Here is a 20,585-nt window from a genome sequence, read left to right as displayed (position 1 = left end):
ACTATTTAGAGGTTTTATTTTTAAAATTACGCCGGATAGCACGGAATAATATGATCATGTCCATCTTTAATGTCCGATATTTCATATAATAGAGATCTTGTTCAATCTTTAAATCTTTTCGAAGGCCGGGAGTATACACCCGCGTGAATCCTGTAATCCCTGGCTTCATGGCCATGCGCCGGTACTCGTACTGATTGTAGGTTACGACTGTTTCTCGATCTACGGCGATTGGACCAACAAAACTCATATCTCCTCTAAATACATTCCATAACTGGGGCAGCTTATGGAGCTTATACTTCCTCAGTTTTTTTCCAATCGGTGTCAGTACTTGCTGTTGTCTTTCTCTTATCATCTGTTGCTGTCTATAGTGTGCTCTTGAAACAGTAGCAGGTCTCGGGAAGGCGGAAATCACCCGCGAAGGAATAGAAAAAGTACGAAACTCATAGAGAATAAAGGGTCGTTCATGCACTCCTATCCTCCATGACTTGGCTAAAACTGGGCCACCTTCTTGTTTGTAAATGATTCTTGCTACTATTAGTATAAGAGGGGTAAATAGAATTAACAGAAGAAAGCTCACTATTATATCCAGCACTCGTTTAACTAGAAGGTACACCCGCTTTTTCTCCGCACTTGGCTTACTGACCCTACTTTCATACCGCTGTAGTTCCATACTCCCACCCCTAATTTCAATAGATTTAATAACAAAGCTTGTTTCAAATCTATTCAGAAATTGGATTGTATAGAACTACTAGGGAGAGGAACTATGCGGGATGTAGTATTTTCTTATTTAAAGGAGATTTTAAAAAAACACTGAACGAATACTCATATCGTTCAGCGTTTTCTTTAAAACAATATTAAGAATAGTAGTTAGCGCAGTAATTTTGGAGAGCCGAAGTAGCTTCTCACTAAGGAAAATCAGCTTTCTACTGATTTTCTCTCAAATATTCCAAAGCATCTTCCACATGTCCATCAACTCGGACCTTGCGATATTCCTTGATCAATTTGCCATCTTTATCAACAATAAAGGTAGAGCGCTCTATCCCATAATACTCTTTTCCGAAGTTCTTTTTCAGCTTCCACACATCAAACTGCTCAGCCACCTTGTGTTCCTCATCCGCTAATAGTAAAAATGGTAACTCATGCTTATTGATAAACTTCTGATGAGAATCTACCGGATCTGGACTCACACCGAGAATCACTGCATCCAATTCTTCAAAGCTTTTATGTGCATCCCGAAAATCACAAGCCTCCGTAGTGCAACCTGGGGTCATGTCTTTCGGATAAAAATACAATACAACATGCTTTCCTCTGTAATCAGACAAACGAACCTCTTCCCCATTCTGATTATGCAGCGTAAAGTCTGTTACTTCTTTTCCTAGTTCTACTGTCATCAAAATCCCTCCTATATGTACTGGTACCACTATAGCACATCCTAAAAGCTGGATCATTCTCCCCTGCTTCGCTGACCATATTGAACAAGCCGGAGCACAAAGGCTGCTGGTAAAATATAACCAATTAATGCTTCAATTACTGCAATGAACCTTCCCACGCCCACAGGTGTGATATCTCCATAACCGATTGTCAGCAATGTCACCCCACTAAAATACATGGAATGAATAAACGATCCAGTTGGCCCCACCTCACGTGGCACCCCGCTCTCTACTAAAATAATCTCCTCAAAAGAAAGCATAAAATAAATCAGCCCAAAGCCGATCATTACCATGAGATAAATAATAATAAGTCCATAAAATAACTCTGTTGAAAAACGGCTTTCTCGCATCCCTCTTTGCAGTTTTTTCCCACGTATAAAATCAATGATTCCTTGCAGCATAATAGCGCAAATACCAGCCAATAGAACAAATGGAATAGTTTCCATAGAATCCCCTTCTACAATTAATTACTATACTTTATTCTATGCTTTCAGTTACATTAGCTTGTCATTTATTTTTTCAGGAGGATGAGATACGATAGAGGTAATAAAATAGAAGGTCGGGGACGTTATGAAAAGAATTTACCTTATTGAAGATGATCCAAAAATAGCAAATCTTTTAAAGGAATATCTAGAACGGTATGAATATGAGGTCTTTCTTGTCGAAGCATTTGATACGATTATGGAAGAATTCCAGAAGATCTCGCCTCACTTAGTATTGCTGGATATCAATTTACCACGCTTTGATGGCTTTTATTGGTGCCGTCAAATACGCCATGTATCCAATTGCCCTATCATTTTCCTTTCAGCAAGGGATTCCGGCATGGACCAAGTGATGGCAATTGAAAATGGCGGGGATGATTATATAACAAAACCATTCGATTTTGATGTGGTACAAGCAAAGATAAAAAGCATTATGCGACGAAGCTACGGAGAGTATGCCAATACAAAGCAGGCAGACTTCATTGAAATTGCAGGCTTTCACCTTTACCTTACAGCTATGGAAGCTCAATTTAATGAACAAACCGTTTTACTGACAAAGAATGAATTTATTCTACTAAAAACACTTATGGAACAGTTAAATCAAGTGCTTAGTCGCTCCAATTTGTTGGAGGCTTTATGGGATGATGAAACATTTGTCGATGATAACACGCTGTCTGTAAACATTACCCGTTTACGCAAAAAACTGGAGGACATCGGTATACCAAATAGTATTCAAACAGTTCGAGGTGCTGGTTATAAGCTGGTCAATACATGGAGCGAATTGGCATGAGAAACTTCCTGAAAGACAGCTTGCCCTTCATTCTTTTCTTTTTATCCCAATGCTTGCTCATCATCGGGATTGTGCAGCTATATTTGTATATTACCGGCACAACCCTTAGCTGGGATATTGCAATTTACTTACTCATTCTTCCTTTTATTTGCCTGCTTGTATTTCTTGGCTTTCGGTTTTATACATTAAAAACATATTACACCACGCTAGCAAAGGGACAAGAAGCAATTAATGAAATGCCAGACCCACCAAACCACTTGCTTGCGATTGTGAAAAGACAACACGATATGCAGACAAACCAGTATGCAAATGAGATGGAACAGTTAAAACAACAGAAACAAATGGAGTTTCATTTCATCCAGCAATGGGTGCATCAAATGAAGACACCTGTTTCCGTGATGCATCTCACCATACAGAAGGAAAAATATAATTTACCAGAAGATTTCCATCACAGTATGCAGGAAGAACTTGAGCGCTTGCAACAGGGACTCGACCTTGCTCTATACCAATCAAGGCTACAGAAATTTGATCGGGACTTTCATGTCCAGCGTGTCTTTTTAAAAGAAACGGTAAAGGATGTCATTAAGGACTTTAAATCGAGCTTTATTCGCAATCAAGTTTTCCCAGTCCTTAACATTGACGAATCTATCGAGATTACAACAGATAAAAAGTGGTTTCGATTTGTCATAAGCCAGATTCTTTCCAATGCTATTAAGTATTCAAAGGAAGAATCAGATAAAATTCATTTCACTTCAGATACAACGTTTGGAAAAATCACGCTAAAAGTCAGTGATACAGGGCGTGGTATTCCCTCACAAGATCTTTCTCGGGTATTTGATCCTTTCTTTACTGGCTTAAATGGTAGAAACCACAGAGAATCTACAGGGATGGGACTCTATCTTTCCAAGGAAATCTGCGATGCATTGGATCATGATCTCTCGGTTACCTCTGAAATAGATCAAGGAACCACTGTCGTGATTACCTTTCGTCAGTAAATTTTAGGGGAATGGTGCCCTAACCAAATTAAAAGGAAACTTAACACAACGACAGGAGGCGTATTTATATGCCTATATTAACCGCTGCTAATCTCACAAAAATATATGGGAGCCAAAGAGGTGTGCAACATGAAGCCCTCCATCAATTCCATCTAGCTGTAGGCAAAGGTGAATTCATTGGAATTATGGGGCCTTCCGGTAGCGGCAAGACGACCTTGCTAAATCTACTCTCTACAATAGATAGCCCCACATCTGGAACAGTGACGATCGACCAAACAACGGTCACCAATTTATCGCGAAATAAACTAGCTGCATTTCGCAGAAAAGAAACAGGCTTTATTTTCCAGGATTATAATCTATTAGAAACATTAACCATCGGGGAAAATATTATGCTGCCACTTACCTTAAACAAGTGGAAGGTAAATGAAATGAAGGAAAGATTACAACTTGTGACAGAACAACTTGGGATAGCAGAGCTAGTGGACAAGCGTATTTTTGAAGTGTCTGGTGGGCAACTGCAACGAGCTGCCATTGCTCGGGCAATCATTCACGATCCGACTGTCATTTATGCAGACGAGCCTACAGGAAATCTTGATTCCAAAGCTTCACGACAAGTAATGGAAACACTGCAATTTCTCCATCAAGAAAAGAAAACGACAACCATTATGGTGACACATGATCCTTATGCAGCAAGCTTTTGCGGTAGGGTAATTTTCATTAAAGATGGAAAGCTGTTTAATGAAATACATAAGGGAGATAATCGACAGCGTTTCTTCCAGGATATTTTAAACGTGCAATCCATACTCGGGGGAAATACAGATGACTTTCAGACAGTTCGCTTTTAATAATGTAAAACGTAATACGAGAGCATATGTAAGCTATTTCCTTAGCTGCATGTTCGCTGTTACTGTTTTCTTCATGTATGCAGTGGTTATTTTTCATCCGGCCATACTGAATTATGAATTTCATGATGTTGTCCAATCTGGAATCATTGCATCAGAGGTTATGATATACATCTTTTCTTTTCTATTTGTACTCTACTCAACCGGAACCTTTATTAAATCCCGTAAGAAAGAGTATGGACTCTTAACTACTTTGGGAATTAAAAAATCCCAGCTGAACAGGCTACTCATCTTAGAGAATACCATTATTGGATTGACATCTATCCTAGCTGGTATAGCAGTCGGTGCCCTCCTAACAAAGCTCTTTCTCATGGTTTTTTCCGCCGTACTCGGTATAGATGACATTTTACCGTTTCACCTTTCATGGCGAGCAATTGGGCTAACCGTGCTCTTATTTTTTATTATGTTTGAACTTAACACCCTTGCCGTAGTATGGACACTGCGCACAAAATCCGTAATGGAGGTTTTTCGCGGTTCTTTAGAATCAAGACGAACACCAAAGTTTTCCTGGCTCCTCAGCACCCTTGCTTTAGGAGCCGTGGTATATGCTTATTACCTAGCTTATACAGCTGACTTAATTTCAATTATGTGGCGAATGTTTCCCATCTTAGCACTCATTATTCCCGGCACCTACTTTTTGTTTACACAGCTTAGTATTGCCACAACCAATCTTCTAAAGAGAAACAAGTCGCTTTTATATCGTAACTTAAATCTTTTAACCATTTCCGACCTATCCTATAAATTGAAGGAAAATGCTCGAATTCTCTTTATAGTAACGATCTTAAGTGCTGTTGCTTTTACCTCAAGCGGTGTACTATTTGGTCTGTTGCGAGGTGTGGAGGCAGAGACATTACGTTTTACGCCACAAGCTGTCTCTTTATTAAGTAATGAAAATGCTAAACTGGAAGAGTTCGAGAGCGTGGTCACAGACGTAGAGACACAATTTAAGGAACAATTTATTCCTTATGAGTCCACACTAGCAACTGCAATTCGTACCGAAACCGAGTCGACCTTAAGTAACTGGGACAAAACACCCGTGTTGGTGTATGGATATTCAGACTATCAGCAAATGATGGACCTAAAAGGCGTTGAAGCAAAAGCGGAGCCACAATATGGAAAGGGGATTTTGTTTGTTCAAGATCTTATCGATAGTTATACGAAAAGCATCCCGGAGGTTTTAGGAGTTAAGATTGGGCAAACAACTAAAAACCTATCCCTTGACTGGGAAGTAAGTCCTTTAAACTCCTCGATCGGTACAAATGTGCAATTAATTGTCTCTGATGAACAATATGAACAATTTAAACAAGCAGCAGAAGCAAGTAGTATACGCTACAATTACGTTATGAACATCCCTAATTCACTTGACTATGCTACGGAAACGGATAATATATTAAATCAGGTTAACCCAGAAATCGCCTTTACCGATTCACAAGCTGATTTTTACCTCATGATGAGGCAGAGTATGTCTTATCTGTTCTTTTTTGGTATATTTATTAGTGTCTTATTCTTTTTAGCTGCAGGTTCTATTTTATATTTTCGAATGTACCAGGGTATTGATAAGGATTTAAAACATTACTATTCCTTATATCGGATAGGGTTAACAAGTAAGGAAATGAGAAAAATAGCAAGTCGACAAGTGGCTCTATTATTCTTTCTACCTTTTTCGGTAGCGGCAGTACACGCCGGATTTGCATTTAAAGCATTACAAAATATATTGGTTTCCAATGTGCTCATACCAAGTATTTTTGTTTATTCGCTCTATTTCGCAGTACATTTCATCAATTTCATTATCATCCGAAATATTTATACAACAAAGCTAAATAAAGTTATGTAAACAAAAGCATAAGCGCCCCGTATAGAGACGTACGGACTGGACTGAACCATAGGAGATAAAGGAAACATGCCCCTGCAAAAGGGGTATGTCGGCGTTGGCCGGCAAGGCCGGTTTTAGTCGACCCACCTTGAAGTTTGAAGCTGATGTTGACTTTCACCCTCCGGGTATAAGTGCGACTAGGCCTCTGGTTGTCACCAATCGGCAAGTCTTCTTTATTGTACGGAGGTGAGGGAAGTCGCGCTAGTCTCTGGGCGCTGGATTTAGACGTGACCATTTCTGTCAAGTAAGGATATGATGAATAACCTTAAAACAAATCTGTAAGGACTAAAAGGAGGAAATGCAACAATGAATAATACAAAATCTCAAGCATTACACGAAGAAGGATTAAAGCATATTGTTGGTGGAGTGAACTCACCTTCTCGCTCCTTTAAGGCAGTTGGCGGTGGTGCACCTGTTTATATGGAACGGGGACAAGGCGCTAATTTTTGGGACGTTGACGGTAACAAATACATTGACTATCTAGGTGCATATGGGCCAATTATTACAGGACATGCCCATCCTCACATCGCAAAAGCAATTGCTCATGCAGCAACGACAGGTGTTTTATATGGTACACCAACAAAACTGGAAAACCAGTTTGCGAAAATGTTAAAGGATGCGATTCCTTCCTTGGAAAAGGTACGTTTTGTTAACTCTGGAACAGAAGCTGTTATGACGACCATCCGTGTGGCTCGCGCCTATACAGATAGAACAAAGGTTATTAAATTTGCTGGTTGTTATCATGGCCACTTCGATGCTGTTCTTGTACAAGCAGGGTCAGGCCCGGCTACATTAGGGACCCCGGATTCTGCAGGTATTCCGCGTTCTGTGGCAGAAGACGTGATCACTGTTCCATTTAATGATCTGAAAGCTTTTGAAGAAGCATTGGATAAATGGGGAGATGAAGTTGCCGCTGTCTTAGTTGAGCCAATTGTAGGGAATTTTGGTATTGTGGAACCGCATGAAGGATTCCTACAAGCTGTAAATGACTTAACGCATAGTAAAGGCGCCCTCGTTATTTATGATGAAGTTATTACTGCATTTCGTTTTACTTATGGAAGTGCGCAACAGGTTTATGGAATTGAACCAGATATGACAGCAATGGGTAAAATCATTGGTGGTGGACTGCCAATTGGTGCGTATGGTGGACGCATGGACATTATGGAACAGGTAGCTCCTTTAGGCCCTGCATATCAGGCTGGTACAATGGCCGGTAATCCTGCATCCATGGCATCAGGGATTGCTTGTCTAGAAGTTCTGCAGGAAGAAGGCACATACGAAAAACTTGATAATCTTGGTGCATTGCTTGAAAAAGGAATTACAGAGCAAGCCCAGCGTTATGGTGTTGAAATTAGTGTTAATCGTCTTTGTGGGGCATTAACTGTGTATTTTGGAACTGGTAAAATAACTAATTATGATCAAGCTGAAGCGAGTGATGGCGAAGCGTTCGCAACTTTCTTCAAGCTTATGCTTGAGCAAGGAATCAACCTTGCGCCATCTAAGTATGAAGCATGGTTTTTAACTACTGCCCATACTGAAGCAGATATTGAAACAACCATTGAGGCAGTAGGGAAAGCTTTTGAAACAATGAGTAAGGATGCGTAAGGGCTAATAAGCAAGTGCGTTTTCTGCGCTGCGGGAAATATTTCGCTTTCCTGGGGCGGCTGGTAAGCCTCCGTGTGCTACGCACTACGGGGTCTTACCGATGCCTTTTCTCCCCTAGGAGTCTACATATTTCCCTCCGCTAATAAGTGCGTCCTAAACTTCAAATATAAAAAATGCCGAATGCTTATATAAAAGCATTCGGCATTTTCGATTTCAAAGCCTTTTACAATAATCTTCCTATTTACTTTCTTGCTCGATGTCATCGTCTAGATGTTGGACTTGGTAAAGGTTGTAGTATGCTCCTTTTTGGGCCATTAGTTCTTTGTGTGGGCCATCTTCGACTATTTCGCCATTTTCAATTAAGACAATGCGGTCTGCATGTGTAATGGTAGCTAGTCTATGCGCGACTATAAATGTTGTCCTGTCAGATGCCAGCTTCTCGAGTGCTTCCTGGATTGTATGCTCACTTTCTAGGTCGAGCGCAGAAGTTGCTTCATCAAAAATAAGAATTGGCGGATTCTTTAGAAATACACGTGCTATAGCAATCCGTTGTTTTTGCCCACCTGAGAGTTTAACTCCTCGCTCACCAACAAGGGTGTCATAGCCGTTAGGTAGACCTTGAATAAATTCATGTGCATTAGCTGCTTGTGCTGCTGCCATAACCTCTTCGTCAGTTGCCTCAGGTTTACCCATTCGTATATTCATCGAAATCGATTCACTGAACAAGGTATTATCCTGCAAAACCATGCCAATATTATTTCGTAGAGATCTTACTTTCACATCGCGAATGTCTAACCCATCCACTTTAATAGAACCATTTGTGACATCATAGAAACGAGGGATAAGGCTGATCAGGGTTGATTTTCCTCCCCCACTCATGCCAACAAACGCAATTGTTTCTCCACGTTTCACATGAAGATCTACATTACGTAGCACCCTACTTTCATCTTCATCATATCGAAACGAAACATTCTCAATTGAAACTTCGCCTTCAACTCGTTGGAGATTTTTCGCATCAGGTTTATCCTCTATATCATATTTTTCATTTAAGAATTCGAACACGCGATCAATAGAGGCAATTGACTGTACGAGTACAGTGGATGAGTTAATCAATCTCCGTAACGGGCTATAGACTCTTTCCATATAACCTACAAACGCGACCATGGTACCCATTGTAAGATCTCCATTTATCACCTGATATCCTGCATAGGCAATCACCAGCAATGGAGCCAAGTCTGTAATGGTGTTCGTGACAGCAAACGTCTTTGCATTCCAGTTCGTATGATCAATGGCTTTTGTAAGGAAATTATTATTTCTGCTCTCAAATTGTGCTTGTTCATAATCCTCTAGCGCAAAGCTACGTGTTACGGGGACACCTTGCACCCGCTCATGCAGGTGACCTTGCACTTCTGCCAACGCCTGCGAACGATCTCTTGTTAAACGTCGTAGCTTGGCGTAAAAATACTTTATCGAAAAACCGTATAAAGGAAAGAGTATAATGGCGACAATTGTTAATGGTATATCCATTGTCAGCATAATAATGATAGCAATAAGAATTGTGACAAGGTCTAGCCAAATATTCATAAGTCCTGTAAGTACAAAAGTTTTCGTTTGTTCGACATCATGTATTACCCGGGAAATAATTTCCCCGGTTTTTGTCTTCGCATAAAAGCTAAGACTTAATTTTTGTATGTGATCAAACAGTCTATCTCTTATATCATATAGAATTTTGTTGCCGACCCACTGCGCCAAATATTGTCGAATATATTCAATTGGTGGTCGAAGAACTAGGAAAATCACAAAGGAAATCCCCATTAGCCAGAGCAATTGGGATGTCTTTTCGGCTGCACTCATCGCTTCCGCATTAATGATATTATCGATTACATATTTCAAGATAAGCGGCATTAACAAAGGTATCCCGAATTTCACAATCCCGACGAGTACCGTCCAAATAATTTTCCAAGTGTATGGTTTTACAAATTGCATATACTGCTTGATACTGCTCATTTTCCATCTTCCTTAATATCATAATTGAATTTATTAGCCATTTTAAAAACCTTTCTCCTAAAAATGAAAGGGCTAAAACATGGAGACCTTGAATTAAGTTTAACCTACCATTTCGAAATTAAGCTTATTTCCAAACGTGTAAAAAAAGGAAAAGCCTTGCTACATAAATGTAACAAGGATAACATTCATCACCGATAGGTTAGATATCTCTCATACCATTGGTCAACAAAATCTGGAGAAAACGGCCCTTTCCTTTGACGAATCCAACGCAGTAAATAATCTAAGTTATTGTGTAGAATACGATCGAGAACCCTAGGATAATTCATTTGAAGCCTGTGGTCGTCATATTCATCTTCATCAAGGATGTCGTAGGTCATATCTGGATATACTTTGACATCAAGGTCGTAATCAATGTATTTCAGTGCTTCTTCATCAAAAACGAACGGAGAGCTAATATTGCAGTAATAATATATTCCATCTGTACGCAACATACCGATGATATTAAACCAATACTTTGCATGAAAATAACAGATAGCTGGTTCTCTTGTTACCCATGATCTTCCGTCACTTTCCGTTACCTGTGTTTTATCGTTTGCCCCGATTACAATTGATTCCGTCCCCTTTAGTACAAGGCTGTTTTCCCAAACCCGGTGAAGTTGTCCATTATGCTTGTAGCTTTGTATTTGCATCTTTGAACCTGGCCTCGGAGCAACCATCTCATCTTCCTCTCACTAATAGTCCGTTATTAATCCTTTTTTCATTATAAGGGGTACTATGTGAAATATAAAGTATTACGTACTTTCTCTCTGATGATGTTGACCGCTATAAGAGGATGTTCTTCTTATCTCGGCTGATGCTGCCGGGTTCTGTGGCGATGTTATTCTGCTCTCTAGCGATGTTGGCGTGCTCTTGGAAGATGTGCTTCTGCTCTCAGCCGATACTCTCCAACTCTAAGGCGATGTTCTCTCACACACGGCCGATGCCCTCTCTCCCAACAGATAAAATTAAACGAAACGCACTAAAAAGAGCTCCCTAAAAAAGGGAGCCCTTAGAAATGTTGTGAGGTTGATATTTACTTTTTGTTTTGCTGAGATTGTTGGTTTTGTTTTCTTACTTCCTGAGCGTTTGTTTCAGAAGCAAACTCAGTACCAAATTTCCCTTGACCTTGAGCAGACTGCTGATTCTGTTTTCTTACTTCTTGAGCGTTAGTTTCGGAAGCAAACTCAGTTCCGAATTGCCCTTGACCTTGTGAAGCTTTTTGGTTTTGCTGTTTTACGTGCTGAACGCTAGTACCTGAAGTAGTTTTGTTTGGGTTTTTAGCCATCAATATCACCTCCGCACTACTAATTTAACCAGGAGGTTGATAACTTATCCGAATTAAAATGTTCCAATTACATCATAAATTGGATATAAATTCCATTAACGAATAAAAAGCGACATATTACATAACTTATGAAGGAGCAATCACATTTAGAGGAGAAATGATGATGGATTCAACAAGAAGAGACTTCACAGAACTTACAATGATGAGTAAAACAAAATGGAACAATGAAGAACTAAACTACTTTCAGCATGCATTATCGCAGCTGTTACCATATGTAAACCCTGAAGGACTTTCCATCCTTCATGAAATAAACAAAGAAATGCATACAAGAGACTAGACTAGGTTCTATAAAAAAAGGACTGGGATATGAGTGCTGAACTTTTCCCAGTCCCCTATTCTCAACCCATGTACTTCATCATTTTTTGATGTGAGACAGGAAAAGGGTATTTTGCTACATCTTCTTTTGGAACAAGTTTTAGTCTTTGATCTTCAATTGCTGTTATCTCAGCTTCAGCATGATATATTTCCAGCTCCCAAATGAGATGGGAAAATACGTGCTTCAGTTTTCCTGCATGATTCTTTACATTAAGCGTAATACCATACTCTTGATAAAACCAGCTTTCAATATGGTCATATCCAATTTCACTAATTGGAACCATTGGAAATTGAAAGAGGTCAGCAAGCAGCCCATTACTTTGGCGCTTTTCAATAACATATTCCTCTTGTGGCGTCCGAATTAAAAGTGCCACATAAGGTACTTTTCTTTGTTTCTTAGCCTTTTTCTTAACAGGAAGCGTTTCTTCTACCCCTTCCGCGTATGCCTGACAATGCGCTTGGACGGGGCAAAGCATACAAGCAGGTGATTTAGGAGTGCATATAATAGCACCTAATTCCATTACTGCTTGGTTAAAGGAAGAAGGATCATCTTGATCAATAACTTCTCGAACATATGCTTCAAACAGTTTTCTTGTTTTAGGAAGTGCAATATCATCTTCAATATAAAACAATCTCGAAAAAACCCGCATTACATTTCCGTCTACTGCCGGTTCTGGCTTATCATAAGCAATAGAGAGGATAGCTCCCTTGGTGTATGGTCCAATTCCTTTTAATGATCCAAGTTCTTCCGGATTATCAGGAACAACTCCACCATAAGTCGCTACTACTTCTCTAACTGCGTTTTGTAAGTTCCTAGCCCGGGAATAGTATCCCAAGCCTTCCCACGCTTTTAGTACATCCTGCTGGTCTGCAGCAGCTAAAGCTTCAACTGTTGGAAAATTGGAGATGAAACGGTGGAAATACGGGATGACGGTATCAACCTTTGTCTGTTGGAGCATTATTTCTGAGACCCAAATTTTGTATGGATCCTGATCCTTCCGCCAAGGTAAGTCTCGCTTTTCTTCATGATACCAATTTATTAGATCTTCCTGAAAATCGGAAATGTTAAAATGTTGTAACGGTATATTTTTCATAAATTCACATCCTGTATGATACAATAAATAAATCGAAATAGCCTTAAATTTAAGTAATCACTCATGCCAGTACGACGCACCAGCATACATCCTAACTTTTGTATGAAGACCAAATCTTTAAGGAGGACCTATTTTATGGATACTGGTACCCATATAGTGATGGGTGTAGCACTGGGCGGTTTAGCTACATTAGATCCCGCAGTGCATCAAGACCCCTTACTATTTAACGCGGTGCTTGTAGGGACAATTGCCGGTTCTCATGCACCCGATTTTGATACTGTATTAAAGTTGCGAGATAATGCAACCTATATCCGACATCACCGTGGAGCGACACATTCTGTCCCTGCTGTGATTATGTGGGGAATTTTAATTGCTACCATCATATATCTGTTTGTACCAAGTGTAAACTTCCTACATTTATGGATATGGACGTTTCTCGCTGTTGTTCTACATGTGTTTGTAGATATATTTAATGCTTATGGAACACAGGCATACCGCCCATTCACCAATAAGTGGGTGGCACATGGATTTATTAACACGTTCGATCCCTATATCTTTGCACTTCACGTTGCCGGAATTGGAGCATGGCTACTAGGTGCAAGTCCTGGTTATACCTGGCTTATTATTTATGCGGTTATCTTCTTGTATTACATGAAGAGGTATAATGATAAAAGGGAAATTGTAAAAGAAATAAAGGGTTATTATTCAGAAGTCGAACAAATTGCAACATCTCCTACCCTTAAACAAAACTATTGGCGTGTCGCTGTTACGACAAAGGATCGTTTCTACGTAGGTAGTGTGCAGAACGGCCACATCGAAATTGTAGATGAATTCAAAAAGCTACCTTTACCTGATACAGAAATCATGAAAATTGCAAAAGAGGATAAAAATGTTTCAGCATTCCTATCCTTCTCACCCGTTTATCGATGGGAAATCAATGATTTTGATGATTTTACTGAAGTGCGTTTCATCGATCTAAGGTACCGTTCCAAAGGGCATTACCCATTTGTGGCGGTTGTTCAGATTGATGACAACATGCAAATTATGAGTTCGTATACAGGCTGGATCTTTTCTGAAAGAAAACTTCAAAGTAAATTATATGTTGAAGAAACACCCATTTAAAACAGCAGGCAAGGCTACCTGCTGTTTTTATTTATCCTTTACGGCATCTCCTAATAAAGAAATGGGAATTGCTTCTTCTTGCTCATTCATTTCATTAAGGAGGTTTATTCTATGCCCCCAAGCAAAAACACCATTGATATAATTAATTTTAAATGTGTAACCCGGATCTGTCTTTAATGTATAGATCTTTTCCGCTTTAAAATCTTTCGGATTTAATGTATAGGCAAGTGCCACCTGCATTTTCCGTTCATTAACAGCAACTTCCGAAATGTTTCCAAGCTGTTCAGCTTTTTGTGCTTTTTCCTTTAATTTGCCTATTTCTGCCCGCAATTGCTCAATGGAATAATCGCTATATCTATAATTTGTACTCATAAAAATCCCTCCCCTGTTGCATCCATAATCATAGCTTTAATTTCACTTCGTGTAAATAAAGGCTTGGCTACTCCTCAAATATTTCCTCTAGTACATTCTTGATGCTATCCAAGTTAAACCCTTTACGATAAAGTCCCTCTTTCACTTTGTTCCTGAGCTCATAGCCACTATGTTTCTTCTCAAATTTACGAATTAGTTTTTCAGCCTGACTTCTTAATGCTTCCTGTTCCGCTTCCTCATCCTTATCAACTGTATCCCCAGACAATACTTCGTTTATCACGTCATGTGAAAACCCTTTTTGCATGAGTTGTGTTCGCCATTGCTCTTGCTGTTTACGAAAGGAAACATTCTTTTTATGCTGGCTCTTCTTTTCTAGTAACTGTTGGGCTTTTTCATATTGTAAGTCATAAGTGAAAACAGAAACCGCTTCTGTAGCTATGTTAGCTGCGACCCCTTTTTCCATTAGCTCTCTTTTTATTACATTTGGTCCTTTACTTGAAGTGTTTATTCTCGTTCTTACAAACATCTCCGCAAACTGCTTATCATTGATTAATTTCTCATCATTTAATCGGTCCATTATCTCTTCTACTTCCTCTGGCTCAGCTTCTTTTTTAATTAGAAAATCTCGAATTTCTTTTTTTGTTCTCATTCGGTAGCTTAAAAAGTTAATGGCTTGGGTATATATTTTATGTAGCGTATCTTTTTCTAAAATTTGTTCAATCGTTGCATCATCAAGTTCATCATTTTTACTAAGACCAAACTTAATTAAAATATCTTCATCCACACTAAAACCGTATTTGTCTGTATCACCATCAGCAATAAAAATATTGTAACGGCTTTTACTTTTTTTCTGTGTAGTAATTCGGGTAATTTTCAAGTTGTTTCACCCCTCCTTTCTTATCTTAACAAAAACAGAGCAAAAGTTCGCGTTTAAAGAACAAAAGTGTAGGGCGCCGTTTAGAAACGTAGCGGCTGGAACGCAGCAATCAAGATAAAGGAATCATGCCCCTGGCAAAGGGGTATGTCGGTGTTGGCCGCAAAGGACGGTTTTAGCCGACCTACCTTAATTCCGGAACCGATGATGACTTTCACCCTCCGGGTATAAGTGCGATTCGTGAAGTTGCCTAGTTTTTGGCGCCCGGAGCTGGACGTTGATACACAGTTTCACAAAAAACTTATAAATTTCTTCCTAAATAGGGGAGGAAACATTTTTTACTAACAAACAATGCTTTCGCTGTTTTCTAACGGAGATTTTGCATATCCTATATATAACTATAAAGTGAAACTTCAATCAGTTGGGGGTTTCGTTCTTCCCCCACTGTTGTTAGTTGAACGAACCGGGGTGTTAGCGTCCGTTTACTTCCACTTAATCATCACGGCTTGACTTCACGTTTTGAAGTGGCTGTCTTACGGACGGTTGCTCCGGGATAAATTTTGTTGAAAAGTAGGTGTTAGAAATGAATATTTTAATAACTGGTGGAACTGGGTTTGTGGGGAAACACCTCACAAAAGCTCTCCATGAGAATGGACATCATACGTACATACTTACCCGCTCACCTGAGAATAAACAGAACTCGGAGTTAGCAACATTTATTGGCTATGACCACGATCCAACCACATTACCCCATATCAATGCGGTTATTAACCTTGCAGGCGAGTCCCTTTTTGGCTATTGGACAAAAAGTAAAAAGCAGTCTATTTTAGAAAGCCGTATTAACATAACCCATTTACTCGTTGAAATGATTAAAAAAATGGACAATAAACCAGATGTGTTTATTAGTGGATCTGCTGTTGGATATTTTGGCAGTTCGGAGGATAAGATTTTTACAGAAGCAACAAATGAAGCTGGGAATGATTTTCTTGCGGAAGTGGCTCTTGAGTGGGAAGCAGTGGCTAATCAAGCTGAGAATCAACTCGGTATCCGCACTGTATTTTTGCGATTTGGTGTAATTCTAGGTAAGGAAGGAGCCTTTCCTCTTATGCGCTTACCAGTTAAACTATTTGCCGGAGGAAAAATCGGAACAGGGGAACAATGGCTCTCCTGGATTCATATACATGATGTAGTTCGCTTAATTCAATTTTGTTTAAATGATCCAAAGATAGAAGGACCGGTAAATGCTACGGCGCCAAATCCAAAACGCAATAAAGATTTTATGCGTATACTAGCTTCTGTAATGCATAGGCCCTACTGGTTACCTGTACCATCTACTATGATTCATTTACTTATCGGTGAAATGGGGAAGCTTGTCACAAAAGGTCAATATGTCCTTCCTAAAAAAGCCCAGGACCATGGTTTCCAATTTAATTATCCGCATCTAAAAGAAGCAATAAGCTCGATTGAAGAATAGCTCATGTATAATTTTTCTAGAAGGATCTATTTTAGGTTCTCTAGACCTGTCAAAATGCATGGACCTAAAAGCAGAAAGCCAAGTTTCTGCCCCTGCAGTTGCTCATATTTCTGAGGACACTAACATACAATTTTGTTTATCAATTTATTGTAAAAAATTGTCGGGAAATTTTACAAAAAAGGGTATTCCCTTTCTAAATAAAAATGTGTAAAATAATGCTATCAAACATCAAATTCATAAACTGAAAGAGATGAAATATAAAAATTAGAACGTAGAAATTAAATAGGGAAGGCAAATGGTGCGCCACCAGCAATGCTGGTTCTAGTGGGTTCGATTCCCACCCCGAATTTTTGTTGAACGTTAACTAAAAATTCGTGGGTGGGTCAACTTACTAAATTCCCTTATGGTTATTTAGAATACCCACCTGTCCATAAGGAGGGTATTTTTTATGCTTAAAATGCGTGACCTACAAGAGGCGCCTGTATTATATGAACTGATTAAACATCCAGAGGTCTTCCCCTATGTTAGACATAAAGCCTACTCAAGTGAGGAGTTTCTCTTCATTACAAAACAGACAATGGAAGCTGAGGAAAATGAAGAACTCGTTTCCCGTACAATTCTAGATGAATATTACCACCCAATTGGTACGATAAGTCTATTTGATATACAGGATGGGTATGGGTTTCTTGCAACATGGATTGGCCAGCCCTATTTTGGAAAAGGCTATAATAAACGTGCGAAGGAGCAATTCTTTGATGAGCTCTTTTTGACTCATAATATTAATGGCGTGTTTATGAAAGTAAGAAAAACAAACAGCAGGTCGCTGAAAGCAGTAGTAAAGCTACCATATGTGACGATTGCCAATAACACCTATCCAGAAGTGTACCAAGAGATAAATAAGCAAGAAGAAGTATATGATTTGTTCTTAATCTCGAAGGATCATTACGTTTCTTACCAAACTTTTGCAAACACCGAACAGCAGCATACTGAAGAGGAAGTTGGTTAATCTTAAAAAAAATGTATAGATTCCTCCCTCTTGGTGATCCTAATGGATACATGGAGGTGTTCTAATGAAGCACAACGGCAAACAATTGCAGCAGCATGAGAAATTCCTATCAAAAACACAAGAAGTTCTCTATCAGAAAGAATTTAAGCAAGCAGATCGCGTTTATCAGCAGCTGTCACAAAGAGGGAATCGAAGCTAACCGCTTTGATTTCTTTTTTTATTTTATGTTTTTAGATACCAAAGCTACCAGAATATCCATCTTCTACTCCTGTAGATACTGGAATGTGAACCCATTTTCTTAACACATGGTCTGCTTTTTTTCTTGCTTCATGTTTACTAAATCCTTTTCCATAGCCAACTTCTATATCCGTCACTGCAACCATCACGGCTGCTTGCCAAAGCTCCGTTTGCTGGATATTCCACACATAGATAACAACCGTATCCTGTTTCACCACGTGGATTTCAAAATTTACTTCATGGAAAAGGAAACGCAACATTTTGCATTTCGTTAAGTTAGATATCGTAGGATGCCTAAGAATCATACAACTCACCATTAAATTCACCTCACATAAGTTCTATATGAGAACATTTTACTATATGTTCTATATAAGAACAAACGATTCCCCTTCTGTCTCTTTTCGTCATGATAGTATAAAAGATACAAAAAGCTTGAGATTAGAAAGTTAGTGGTGGACATGAAATTAGAAAAACTCGCAGTAAATATAAAACATTTTAGAATGCAAAATGGCTGGACTCAACAAGATTTAGCAGGCAAACTAGCCATTTCCCGATCTGTTGTAACAAAATGGGAGAACAGGACTGCGGTGCCAGATGTTGTCTCATTACTTAAAATTGCTTCGTTATTTGAGCTCTCACTGGACCATCTCACAGGTAGCTTTGCTTATGAGCAAGAAATGCTAAAAGACTTCCAACGAGTCTATGGACAGAATAAAGTTGGGCTCGACCAAGAACTATACCAAAATATCGACTATTTACGTTCGCATCCCAAAATGAAGGAATATCTAAACAGAATCCAAGCTTTACCAGAAAAGAAACAAGAGTCGATTCAAAAGATCCTCGAAGCTATGTTAGACCAATACGAACAGTTATAAAAAGGAGCTGATTTTAGATATCAGTTCTTTTTTTTACGTTCGAAAAGATAAGATTTAACTAAGAAGCAATGACGAGTCGGTTGAATTTTTGAAGGTCAAAGTATAAGAAATAAGACACATTTATTAAAAGACGAGCGAATGTGAACTTATCTAATACGCTTTTTATATTGCACTTTATGTTTATCTGTTATATTATATGTATAACAGTTAGAACATAAAATGACAGAAAGGGTTATTTACATGTTTATTCGTCTTGACTTTGAATCAGATGAACCAATTTACACCCAATTAATCCATCAAATTATTGAGGGGATAGCCAAGAAAAACCTTTCGCCTGGTGATCCGCTGCCCTCAGTAAGAGCAATGGCAGCAGATATTGGCATCAACCTGCACACTGTAAACAAAGCGTATCAGCATTTAAAACAAGAAGGCTTTATCCTTATTCATAGACAAAAAGGAGTAGTCATTCATCCAGATGGGGTCGCAAAAGCAGACGCTGCTTACATGGAACAAGTACAGAAAAAGCTTCGTCCCTTCGTTGCTGAATCCATATGCCGTCAGGTTTCCGAGGAGGAGTTTTTAAAGCAATGCCAGGATCTATTTAACGAATTTAACGAAGAAGGTGAGAAAAAATGACATTTATTCTATTATTATTCTTTTTTATTGTCGCCCCCGTGTTTATTATCATGATGTTTATCCCATATTTGACGAGGAAAACAGAAAGCTTCGGTGTCTCTATACCAGAGGAAATCTATCATACCAATGAAATGAAACAATTCCGTAAAAAGTATGCAATTGCTGTTGGCATTGTTAGTTTGATCGTTACGATTATATTTCTTGGATTTGGTACTACAAGTGATAATGAGACCACACTTAGCATCCTACTCGGCGCTATCATACTTGGCTACTTGATAATCAGCTTTTTCTTGTACTTGTATTTCCACAGGCAAGTAAAGCAGCGGAAAGCAGAAGAAGGATGGGTTAGAAATAAAAAGCAACAACTTTCCATTGATCTGCGTTTTCGCCGGCAAAAGCTTTCAGTTAGCAATATATGGTTCGTCCCGTCTTTTTTAATCGCATTTATCACTGCTGCCTTATCTTTCATTTATTACGACACGTTGCCTGACACGATTCCCATGCAATATGACTTTTCCGGTAATATAACGAACTCGGCAGAAACGTCTTATAGAGTCATCCTGTTGATGCCGATCATGCAAGTTTTCCTTGCTTGTCTCTTCTTGTTTGTCAATATAATCATTACAAGAGCAAAGCAACAAATTGATGGAGATAACCCTGAAGTATCTGCCGAACAAAATCGCGTTTTCAGAAGAAGATGGTCCGCCTTTATCGTAATAACGAGTTATGGTTTAACGTTTTTGTTTTCCTTTATCCAATACTCCTTTTATCAGCCTATCCAATCAGAGCTGCTAGTTGGTGCCCCTCTCGTGTTAACCGGTGGGATGATTATTGCTACTCTATTCCTTTCCATTACCACAGGTCAAGGTGGGAGTCGTGTCAGGAAACAAGCCGTAAATAATAGTAGCTATGTGGATAGAGATGATGATCGATATTGGAAGCTTGGCCAAATTTATTTCAATAAAAATGACCCTGCCTTGTTCCTTGAAAAGCGATTTGGAATTGGCTGGACAGTGAATATGGCGCGGCCACTAGCATGGATTATACTGCTTGGCATTATCCTCTTAGCTGCAGGTATTCCTTTACTATTATCTTTGTAATGAAAGGAGCAT

General features: G+C 39.1%; 23 protein-coding genes. 13 read left to right on the top strand and 10 right to left on the bottom strand.

From position 1 onward, the window contains the following. Window position 1: 1 nt before the first annotated feature. The 3 genes from ACTWPF_RS16720 to ACTWPF_RS16710 all read right to left on the bottom strand — a co-directional run bounded on the left by ACTWPF_RS16720 (window position 2) and on the right by ACTWPF_RS16710 (window position 1,876). Entirely contained in the window at window positions 2–670 is a 669-nt protein-coding gene (locus tag ACTWPF_RS16720; protein WP_443149869.1) for a sugar transferase, read from the bottom strand. Between the two features lie 253 nt (window positions 671–923). Continuing rightward, entirely contained in the window at window positions 924–1,391 is a 468-nt protein-coding gene (gene bcp / locus ACTWPF_RS16715) for a thioredoxin-dependent thiol peroxidase (RefSeq protein ID WP_161465414.1), read from the bottom strand. Between the two features lie 53 nt (window positions 1,392–1,444). Continuing rightward, window positions 1,445–1,876 (bottom strand): potassium channel family protein, encoded by a 432-nt coding sequence (locus ACTWPF_RS16710; RefSeq protein ID WP_106895990.1) that lies wholly within the window; start codon window positions 1,874–1,876, stop codon window positions 1,445–1,447. Between the two features lie 124 nt (window positions 1,877–2,000). Here ACTWPF_RS16710 and ACTWPF_RS16705 point away from each other — a divergent pair, with 124 nt between their 5' ends. From ACTWPF_RS16705 to ACTWPF_RS16685, 5 genes are all read left to right on the top strand, one after another. Further along, the gene (locus ACTWPF_RS16705; protein WP_161464577.1) at window positions 2,001–2,702 is read left to right on the top strand and encodes a response regulator transcription factor; all 702 of its coding nucleotides are present in this window, start codon (window positions 2,001–2,003) and stop codon (window positions 2,700–2,702) included. Next, on the top strand, window positions 2,699–3,697 hold the full coding sequence (locus ACTWPF_RS16700) for a sensor histidine kinase (protein ID WP_443149868.1): 999 nt from the start codon (window positions 2,699–2,701) through the stop codon (window positions 3,695–3,697). Before ACTWPF_RS16705 ends, ACTWPF_RS16700 begins: the two co-directional genes overlap by 4 nt. Before the next feature lie 68 nt (window positions 3,698–3,765). Then, complete coding sequence (locus ACTWPF_RS16695; RefSeq protein ID WP_443149867.1) at window positions 3,766–4,542, top strand: ABC transporter ATP-binding protein; 777 nt, start codon at window positions 3,766–3,768, stop codon at window positions 4,540–4,542. Continuing rightward, entirely contained in the window at window positions 4,517–6,433 is a 1,917-nt protein-coding gene (locus tag ACTWPF_RS16690) for an FtsX-like permease family protein (protein ID WP_443149866.1), read from the top strand. The genes ACTWPF_RS16695 and ACTWPF_RS16690 overlap by 26 nt, the downstream gene beginning before the upstream one ends. A 345-nt stretch (window positions 6,434–6,778) precedes the next feature. Continuing rightward, window positions 6,779–8,077, top strand: coding sequence for a glutamate-1-semialdehyde 2,1-aminomutase (locus ACTWPF_RS16685; protein ID WP_443149865.1), 1,299 nt, complete (start codon window positions 6,779–6,781; stop codon window positions 8,075–8,077). A 237-nt stretch (window positions 8,078–8,314) separates the two neighbouring features. Here ACTWPF_RS16685 and ACTWPF_RS16680 read toward each other — a convergent pair whose 3' ends face one another. The 3 genes from ACTWPF_RS16680 to ACTWPF_RS16670 all read right to left on the bottom strand — a co-directional run bounded on the left by ACTWPF_RS16680 (window position 8,315) and on the right by ACTWPF_RS16670 (window position 11,408). Continuing rightward, entirely contained in the window at window positions 8,315–10,084 is a 1,770-nt protein-coding gene (locus ACTWPF_RS16680) for an ABC transporter ATP-binding protein (RefSeq protein ID WP_443149864.1), read from the bottom strand. Window positions 10,085–10,272: 188 nt separating this feature from the next. After that, on the bottom strand, window positions 10,273–10,800 hold the full coding sequence (gene ntdP, locus ACTWPF_RS16675) for a nucleoside tri-diphosphate phosphatase (protein ID WP_036577463.1): 528 nt from the start codon (window positions 10,798–10,800) through the stop codon (window positions 10,273–10,275). Between the two features lie 356 nt (window positions 10,801–11,156). Then, complete coding sequence (locus ACTWPF_RS16670) at window positions 11,157–11,408, bottom strand: gamma-type small acid-soluble spore protein (protein ID WP_042224982.1); 252 nt, start codon at window positions 11,406–11,408, stop codon at window positions 11,157–11,159. A gap of 163 nt (window positions 11,409–11,571) precedes the next feature. Between ACTWPF_RS16670 and ACTWPF_RS16665 the strand changes: the two genes are divergently transcribed. Next, a complete protein-coding gene (locus ACTWPF_RS16665; protein ID WP_182858846.1) occupies window positions 11,572–11,745 on the top strand; it encodes a hypothetical protein in 174 nt (57 codons plus the stop codon). A gap of 61 nt (window positions 11,746–11,806) precedes the next feature. On the opposite strand, the gene mutY is transcribed toward ACTWPF_RS16665, so the two are convergent. Beyond that, window positions 11,807–12,877, bottom strand: a complete 1,071-nt coding sequence (gene mutY, locus ACTWPF_RS16660) for an A/G-specific adenine glycosylase (RefSeq protein WP_443149863.1) — start codon at window positions 12,875–12,877, stop codon at window positions 11,807–11,809. 135 nt (window positions 12,878–13,012) lie between these two features. On the opposite strand from mutY, the gene ACTWPF_RS16655 reads away from it, so the two are divergent. Beyond that, window positions 13,013–13,999 (top strand): metal-dependent hydrolase, encoded by a 987-nt coding sequence (locus ACTWPF_RS16655; protein WP_106895983.1) that lies wholly within the window; start codon window positions 13,013–13,015, stop codon window positions 13,997–13,999. Window positions 14,000–14,026: 27 nt separating this feature from the next. On the opposite strand, the gene ACTWPF_RS16650 is transcribed toward ACTWPF_RS16655, so the two are convergent. After that, window positions 14,027–14,371, bottom strand: a complete 345-nt coding sequence (locus tag ACTWPF_RS16650) for a YfhH family protein (RefSeq protein ID WP_106895982.1) — start codon at window positions 14,369–14,371, stop codon at window positions 14,027–14,029. A gap of 67 nt (window positions 14,372–14,438) precedes the next feature. Then, entirely contained in the window at window positions 14,439–15,248 is an 810-nt protein-coding gene (gene recX / locus ACTWPF_RS16645; RefSeq protein WP_106895981.1) for a recombination regulator RecX, read from the bottom strand. 580 nt (window positions 15,249–15,828) lie between these two features. On the opposite strand from recX, the gene ACTWPF_RS16640 reads away from it, so the two are divergent. The 3 genes from ACTWPF_RS16640 to ACTWPF_RS16630 all read left to right on the top strand — a co-directional run bounded on the left by ACTWPF_RS16640 (window position 15,829) and on the right by ACTWPF_RS16630 (window position 17,924). Then, the gene (locus ACTWPF_RS16640; RefSeq protein ID WP_106895980.1) at window positions 15,829–16,719 is read left to right on the top strand and encodes a TIGR01777 family oxidoreductase; all 891 of its coding nucleotides are present in this window, start codon (window positions 15,829–15,831) and stop codon (window positions 16,717–16,719) included. Between the two features lie 448 nt (window positions 16,720–17,167). After that, entirely contained in the window at window positions 17,168–17,725 is a 558-nt protein-coding gene (locus ACTWPF_RS16635; RefSeq protein ID WP_443149862.1) for a GNAT family N-acetyltransferase, read from the top strand. Window positions 17,726–17,789: 64 nt separating this feature from the next. Further along, entirely contained in the window at window positions 17,790–17,924 is a 135-nt protein-coding gene (locus ACTWPF_RS16630; RefSeq protein WP_106895978.1) for a YfhE family protein, read from the top strand. Between the two features lie 31 nt (window positions 17,925–17,955). On the opposite strand, the gene ACTWPF_RS16625 is transcribed toward ACTWPF_RS16630, so the two are convergent. After that, window positions 17,956–18,276, bottom strand: a complete 321-nt coding sequence (locus ACTWPF_RS16625; RefSeq protein ID WP_238022130.1) for a hypothetical protein — start codon at window positions 18,274–18,276, stop codon at window positions 17,956–17,958. 144 nt (window positions 18,277–18,420) lie between these two features. Here ACTWPF_RS16625 and ACTWPF_RS16620 point away from each other — a divergent pair, with 144 nt between their 5' ends. The 3 genes from ACTWPF_RS16620 to ACTWPF_RS16610 all read left to right on the top strand — a co-directional run bounded on the left by ACTWPF_RS16620 (window position 18,421) and on the right by ACTWPF_RS16610 (window position 20,573). Further along, complete coding sequence (locus ACTWPF_RS16620) at window positions 18,421–18,837, top strand: helix-turn-helix domain-containing protein (protein WP_443149861.1); 417 nt, start codon at window positions 18,421–18,423, stop codon at window positions 18,835–18,837. A 240-nt stretch (window positions 18,838–19,077) separates the two neighbouring features. Further along, window positions 19,078–19,473 (top strand): GntR family transcriptional regulator, encoded by a 396-nt coding sequence (locus ACTWPF_RS16615; RefSeq protein ID WP_443149860.1) that lies wholly within the window; start codon window positions 19,078–19,080, stop codon window positions 19,471–19,473. Beyond that, entirely contained in the window at window positions 19,470–20,573 is a 1,104-nt protein-coding gene (locus ACTWPF_RS16610) for a DUF1648 domain-containing protein (protein ID WP_443149859.1), read from the top strand. Before ACTWPF_RS16615 ends, ACTWPF_RS16610 begins: the two co-directional genes overlap by 4 nt. The last annotated feature ends 12 nt before the right edge of the window (window positions 20,574–20,585 follow it).

The organism is Oceanobacillus sp. M65, assembly GCF_052246275.1.
Lineage (GTDB): Bacteria > Bacillota > Bacilli > Bacillales > Amphibacillaceae > Oceanobacillus_B > Oceanobacillus_B jordanicus.
This window is presented reverse-complemented; position numbering and strand designations above follow the sequence as displayed.